Genomic DNA, 6,054 nt, shown 5'->3' with positions numbered 1-6,054 from the left:
GGCAAGTGGATTCTCACTGGCGGCCTTGGCGGCATGGGCGGCGCGCAGCCGTTGGCTGCGACAATGGCTGGTTTTTCCATGTTGGCGGTCGAGTGCGACCCGGCCCGCATAGAAAAACGGATTCAGACCAAATATCTGGATAAATGGACAGACAATCTCGACACCGCGCTTACGTGGATCAAAGAAGCGTGCGAGCACAATTCACCGGTATCCGTTGGTCTGTTGGGCAACGCGGCTGAAATTTTCCCTGAACTCGTGCGACGCGGTATCCGACCGGATGCCGTGACGGATCAAACAAGCGCCCACGACCCACTGAACGGCTATCTGCCGGAAGGCTGGACACTCGAATATGCCGAACAGATGCGGCAGGAAAACCCTGAGGCCGTTGTCGACGCCGCAAAAGCCTCAATGGCCAAACAAGTACAGGCCATGCTGGAATTTCACAATCAAGGCGTCCCGACCTTTGACTACGGTAACAATATTCGACAGATGGCCTTCGAAGCCGGGGTGGCCAATGCGTTTGATTTTCCGGGTTTTGTGCCCGCTTATATTCGTCCCCTTTTCTGTCGAGGGATCGGTCCTTTCCGCTGGGCCGCGCTCTCTGGCGACCCCGAGGACATCTACAAGACAGACGCCAAAGTCAAAGAACTTATTCCGGATGATCCGCACTTGCATAACTGGCTTGACATGGCGCAACAGCGCATCAAATTCCAAGGATTGCCCTCCCGCATCTGTTGGGTCGGCCTGGGCCAACGCGCCAAACTCGGCCTTGCTTTCAACGAAATGGTGCGGCGTGGCGAATTGAAAGCCCCCATCGTCATTGGCCGTGACCACCTTGATTCCGGTTCTGTCGCCAGTCCAAACCGTGAGACAGAATCCATGCGCGATGGCTCTGATGCCGTGTCAGATTGGCCTCTACTCAATGCGTTACTCAACACCGCCAGTGGTGCCACCTGGGTAAGCCTACATCATGGCGGGGGCGTCGGCATGGGCTTTTCGCAGCACGCAGGCATGGTCATTGTCTGTGACGGCAGCGAAGAAGCCGACCGCCGTCTAGAACGCGTATTGACCAACGATCCCGGTACTGGCGTCATGCGCCATGCCGATGCCGGTTACGACATCGCCATTGAGTGCGCACGGGAGCACGGCCTGGATTTGCCTATGCTTAACCCCGAGAAATGAGGTGTTGGACATGCAAAAGTTGACATTGGTGCCAGGTAATCTGACGCTTAACGACCTGCGCACCATTTATGAACAACATGTGCCCATTGTGTTGCCTGAAAACACTTGGCAACAGGTTGACAGAGGGGCCAAAACGGTTGCCGACGTGCTGTCACAGAAAAAGACAGTTTATGGCATCAACACAGGTTTTGGCCTGCTCGCCAACACACGAATCAGTGACGACGATTTATCGCTGCTCCAGAAAAGTCTTGTGCTCTCCCACGCGGTTGGCACCGGCGACCCTCTGCCTGAGAATGTGGTTCGCCTCATCATGGCGCTCAAAATCAACTCCCTCGCGCAAGGCTATTCTGGCATCACACGTGAGACACTGCACACACTGATTGCACTGTACAATGCTGGCATCTACCCATGCATTCCAGAAAAAGGCAGTGTTGGTGCGTCGGGTGACCTCGCCCCATTGGCCCATCTGAGTGCTGCGATGATGGGCGTTGGCGATGTTTTCTATGAAGGTCAATGGCAACCAGCTGAAATCGCCCTTGCCAAAGCTGGCATTCAGCCTGTGTCACTCGCCCCAAAAGAGGGGCTGGCACTGCTTAATGGCACTAATGTTTCCACGGCCTTGGCATTGGCCGGGTTGTTTGAAGCAGAATACAATTTTGCCGGCGCGATATTATGCGGCGCGTTGTCCGTCGATGGTGCCGCAGGCTCAGATACCCCGTTTGATGAGCGCATTCATCATATTCGTCGCCATGAAGCACAGATCGATGTCGCGCGCGCCTATCGTAAGATCCTGCAAGGCAGCGAAATCCGTGACTCCCATCGAGATTGTGAGCGCGTGCAGGATCCCTACTGCTTGCGCTGTCAGCCACAGGTGATGGGGGCGGTGCTAAACCAAATCCGATTTGCTGCCCAAGTGCTGCTCACCGAAGCCAACGCAGTTTCCGATAACCCGCTCGTATTTCCGGATGATAATGACATTCTCTCTGGCGGTAATTTTCATGCGGAGCCTGTGGCTATGGCCGCCGACAATCTGGCCATCGCCATCAGCGAAATTGGCGCATTGTCTGAGCGGCGGGTGGCGCTCCTGATTGATAAGCATATGTCTGGATTACCGGCTTTTCTTGTCGAAAATGGTGGCGTCAACTCCGGCTTCATGATTGCCCACGTGACGGCAGCCGCCCTAGCCAGTGAAAACAAAACATTTGCGCACCCGGCCAGTGTGGACAGTTTGCCCACCTCGGCCAATCAGGAAGACCATGTCAGCATGGCGACTTTCGCCGCACGCCGCTTACGCGACATGAATGACAATGTCAATGGCATTCTCGCTGTAGAATATTTGGCAGCGGCACAGGCCATCGATTTCAGGCGTCCGCTGAAAACATCGCCCAGCCTGGAGAAATTTCATGCCTTCCTTCGGGCAGAAGTGATGCATTATGACAGGGACCGTTATTTTGCGCCGGACATTGCCAAGGCACGCGCAATATTGCGTCGTCCAGATGTATTGGCTGACGCTCTTCCGCTACTGCCATCTTTCGCTGCACAAGCATAAAAAAGCCCCGGTCCAAAGGGACTACCGTGCACTTGGACCGGGGCATCCAGTGATACAATCAAGCCACTTTATCGCTCGTTGCAATCTGGTCAAGCCAACGTAGCGGCTCAAGTAGAATCTCCGGCGAGAAATCATCGACCTGAATAGCATCCCAACGCCTTGCATCGGCCTCACGAATGAGCGCCGCTTCTGGCTCGGTCAATATGGCGTTGTTAAGCGCCTGTGATAGCTGCTGGTCACGCACAGCTGCTTGATCGACCAAGCCTTGCCGAATCGCTTTGCGCAACTTGCGCTCCGCAGGTGCGGCCGCCAAAACAGCTAGGAACGCCATTTCGACCCGGCCCGTGGCATCGTTAGCATCGGCTGGAACGTAAGTAAACTGTGAAAGTCGACGCCGCACGTCAGAGTCACGTACCATGCTTTGCACCATGGCAAGTTCAAGATCATCCGTGGGCCCAAGATGACGCGGGCCAAATGGCATCACCAAACGTTTGAGGACCGCACCCAAGATACGATTCGGAAAGTTTCGGCAAAACGCCATGATTGCCTGTTCACATTCACACAATGCGCGTTCAACCACCCACTCAACATACGGACGTTCTTCCTCTTTCTGTCCACCATCAACGAAAAACTTCAATGTGGCAGACGCCAAATAAAGATGGCTGAGCAAGTCTCCAAGCCGTGCTGACAAACGTTCTTTGCGTTTTAACTCGCCCCCGAGCACGCCCATCGCCACATCGGTCAATAAGGCCAATGCGCTACTCATTCGAGTCAGTTGCTGACAGTAGCGCCCAACGCTCCCTTCGACTGGACGCGGTAACCACCAGGTCCCAAACAGCCCAGTTGTCACCGAGCGGCTCAAATTTTTCAGCACATAGCGAACGTGCCCCCAAAATGCCTTATCAAAGGCCGCGAGATCATCGTCGGCCAAGGCCTTAATTTCCGATAAAACATACGGATGACAGCGCATCGCCCCTTGTCCAAAGATAATCAGATTACGCGTCAGAATGTTGGCGCCTTCCACAGTCACCGCAATCGGATTAGAAATATAACCGTTTGCCAAATAGTTTCGTGGGCCAACAATCAGGCCGCGCCCCCCGTGCACATCCATCGCATGGGTAATGGCACGCCGCCCCGCTTCCGTCATATGGTACTTGGCAATGGCAGACAAAACCGCAGGCTTCACTTGACGGTCGACCGTTTGCGCAGTGGCCAACCGGGCAGCTTCCAGCATATAGGCATCGCCAGCAATTTGTGCCATGGCCTCTGCCACACCCTCAAAGTTGGCAATTTCCGTACCAAACTGTTGACGAATGGCGGCATACGCGCCAGTGAGCCGATAGGCCATCTTCCCGCTCGCCGTCCCTAAGGCTGGCAGTGAAATCGAACGACCCGCCGCAAGGCATTCCATCAGCATCTGCCACCCTTTTCCGGCATAATCCACGCCACCAATGATATGATCCAATGGTACGAAAACATCCTGACCTTGTGTCGGTCCGTTCATGAAAGCCTGATACATAGGGTAGTGTCGGCGACCGATTTGCACGCCCGGCAGGTTGGTTGGAATGAGGAACAAGGTAATGCCCCGATCGCCAGGCTCGCCAATCAGGCCCTCGGGATCTTTCAGTTGAACCGCGAGACCCAACACCGTCGCCACAGGCGCCAGCGTGATATAACGCTTGTTCCAATTTAGACGTACACCAATGACTTCTTCACCTTGCCATTCCCCGCGGCACACCACCCCCGTATCATTCAGTGCGCCAGCATCCGAGCCCGCTACCGGTGATGTCAGGGCAAAACAAGGAATTTCTCGACCATCAGCCAAACGAGGCAAATAATGCGCTTTCTGCTCTTGAGTGCCGTAGTGCAACAGGAGTTCGGCAGGCCCCAACGAATTTGGCACCATCACTGTAACTGCAGCCGCAATACTGCGCGATGCAATCGTCGTCACTACCGCTGAGTGCGCCAATGCGGAGAATCCCAGGCCGCCGTATTCTTTAGGGATAATCATGCCGAAAAATCTTTCTCGTTTAATGTACTCCCACACAGGCTCCGGCAAATCCTTACGCGCAAACGACACCTCGAAATCGTCCAGCATTTCGCACAACCGACTTACTTGCTCATCCATGAACGCTTGTTCTTCTGGTCTTAATTGCGGTTTCGGTCGTGCCAACCAACTTCGCCAATCAGGATTTCCCTGAAACAGACTGCCATCCCAGTCTACGTCACCGGCTTCGATGGCTTCTCGTTCGGTATCGCTCATAGGCGGCAATGCCCGCGAAAACCACCGCATGATTGGCCGGGTCAATGCATTTTTCCGTAGCTGAGGTTGCCACAACACAACAGCCACGGCCATCAAAAGAACCCCAAACACAAGCCAAACCGTCATCATTTCTTTCTCCGTATCACTTAAGAATTTGTTGCCAAACCACCTGAAATGAAGTCGACGAGTCGCTCAACGATCGCTTCACTTTCACTTGTTACGCCGAATTCATCTTCGCTAATTTCCGACAGCGCACGTTTGCCGGAAAGCGCGAAAACCGTTGCCCCCATTGCAAAGTGTAGTCGCCAAAAGATGTCTTCTGGCGTACGATTTGGTAGCGCCTGATACACGAGACGGAAAAATCTTCGCGCGGTATGGCCGTGACGAAGCATCATCAATTTGCGCAGATGGCCTTGTGACTCGGCATAAGCTCGCCACAGCAACTTAAGAAAAATGCTCATACCATCCGGTCGCATTTTGTCCAGCGACAACAGTGCCTCTCCCATTGCCCGAAGAATCGTCCTGGCATTGATCTGGTTGTTTTTTTCAATCTCGATCAATCGCTCATCAACGGTTTCGAAATAAGCCGCCAGAAAACGCTCGAATACCGCTTGAATTAATGCTTTCTTCGAACCAAAGTGATAGTTGACAGAAGCCAAATTGACGCCAGCGCGTTCGGTGATTTGGCGCAAAGAAGTCTCTGTAAAACCATGCTCGGCAAACAGCACCTCGGCCGCATGCAGCACTTTTTCTTTGGTTGGAATTTTGCGAGCCCTTGTTTCGGACACCTTACCATCCTCATTAGAACAAGTGTTTCAAACATATGTTTAACACGCTGAGGTGTCAAGAAAATTAGCCATAAAAAAATGCCCGGAACATTGACAGATCAGGCCGGGCAAATGGGGGGGTTGAAAGTCAGCGAGCTTAAGTGCGCTAGCGAGCAACGCTGCAAACTGGACCGCTTTTGGGGTCCATCACTGGGTACTGCTGTAAGTATAGACCAAGGAGATTCAAACAAGTTCAAGGCAAATTTTTCATTCTATTTCAGTTGGTTAATACG

General features: G+C 53.5%; 5 protein-coding genes. 3 read left to right on the top strand and 2 right to left on the bottom strand.

Features of this window, described 5'->3' with window-relative positions:
- Together D6694_08140 and hutH are read left to right on the top strand one after the other, a co-directional pair.
- Positions 1–1,182: urocanate hydratase (locus tag D6694_08140; GenBank protein RMH42306.1), on the top strand; the 1,182-nt coding region annotated here is incomplete at its 5' end.
- Between the two features lie 10 nt (positions 1,183–1,192).
- Positions 1,193–2,731: a histidine ammonia-lyase gene (gene hutH, locus D6694_08135; protein RMH42305.1), complete on the top strand. Its 1,539-nt coding sequence runs from the start codon at positions 1,193–1,195 to the stop codon at positions 2,729–2,731.
- A gap of 58 nt (positions 2,732–2,789) precedes the next feature.
- Here the strand turns inward: hutH and D6694_08130 are convergent, their stop codons facing one another.
- Both D6694_08130 and D6694_08125 read right to left on the bottom strand, forming a co-directional pair.
- On the bottom strand, positions 2,790–5,120 hold the full coding sequence (locus tag D6694_08130) for an acyl-CoA dehydrogenase (GenBank protein RMH42304.1): 2,331 nt from the start codon (positions 5,118–5,120) through the stop codon (positions 2,790–2,792).
- A 20-nt stretch (positions 5,121–5,140) separates the two neighbouring features.
- Positions 5,141–5,782: a TetR/AcrR family transcriptional regulator gene (locus tag D6694_08125; GenBank protein RMH42303.1), complete on the bottom strand. Its 642-nt coding sequence runs from the start codon at positions 5,780–5,782 to the stop codon at positions 5,141–5,143.
- Between the two features lie 78 nt (positions 5,783–5,860).
- Between D6694_08125 and D6694_08120 the strand changes: the two genes are divergently transcribed.
- On the top strand, positions 5,861–6,054 hold a 194-nt coding region (locus tag D6694_08120; protein RMH42302.1), incomplete at its 3' end, for a hypothetical protein.

It is taken from the genome of Gammaproteobacteria bacterium (genome assembly GCA_003696665.1).
In the GTDB taxonomy this organism is placed as follows: Bacteria; Pseudomonadota; Gammaproteobacteria; order Enterobacterales.
Note: the sequence above shows the minus strand (reverse complement) of the source record. Positions and strands in the feature narration are given on the sequence as shown.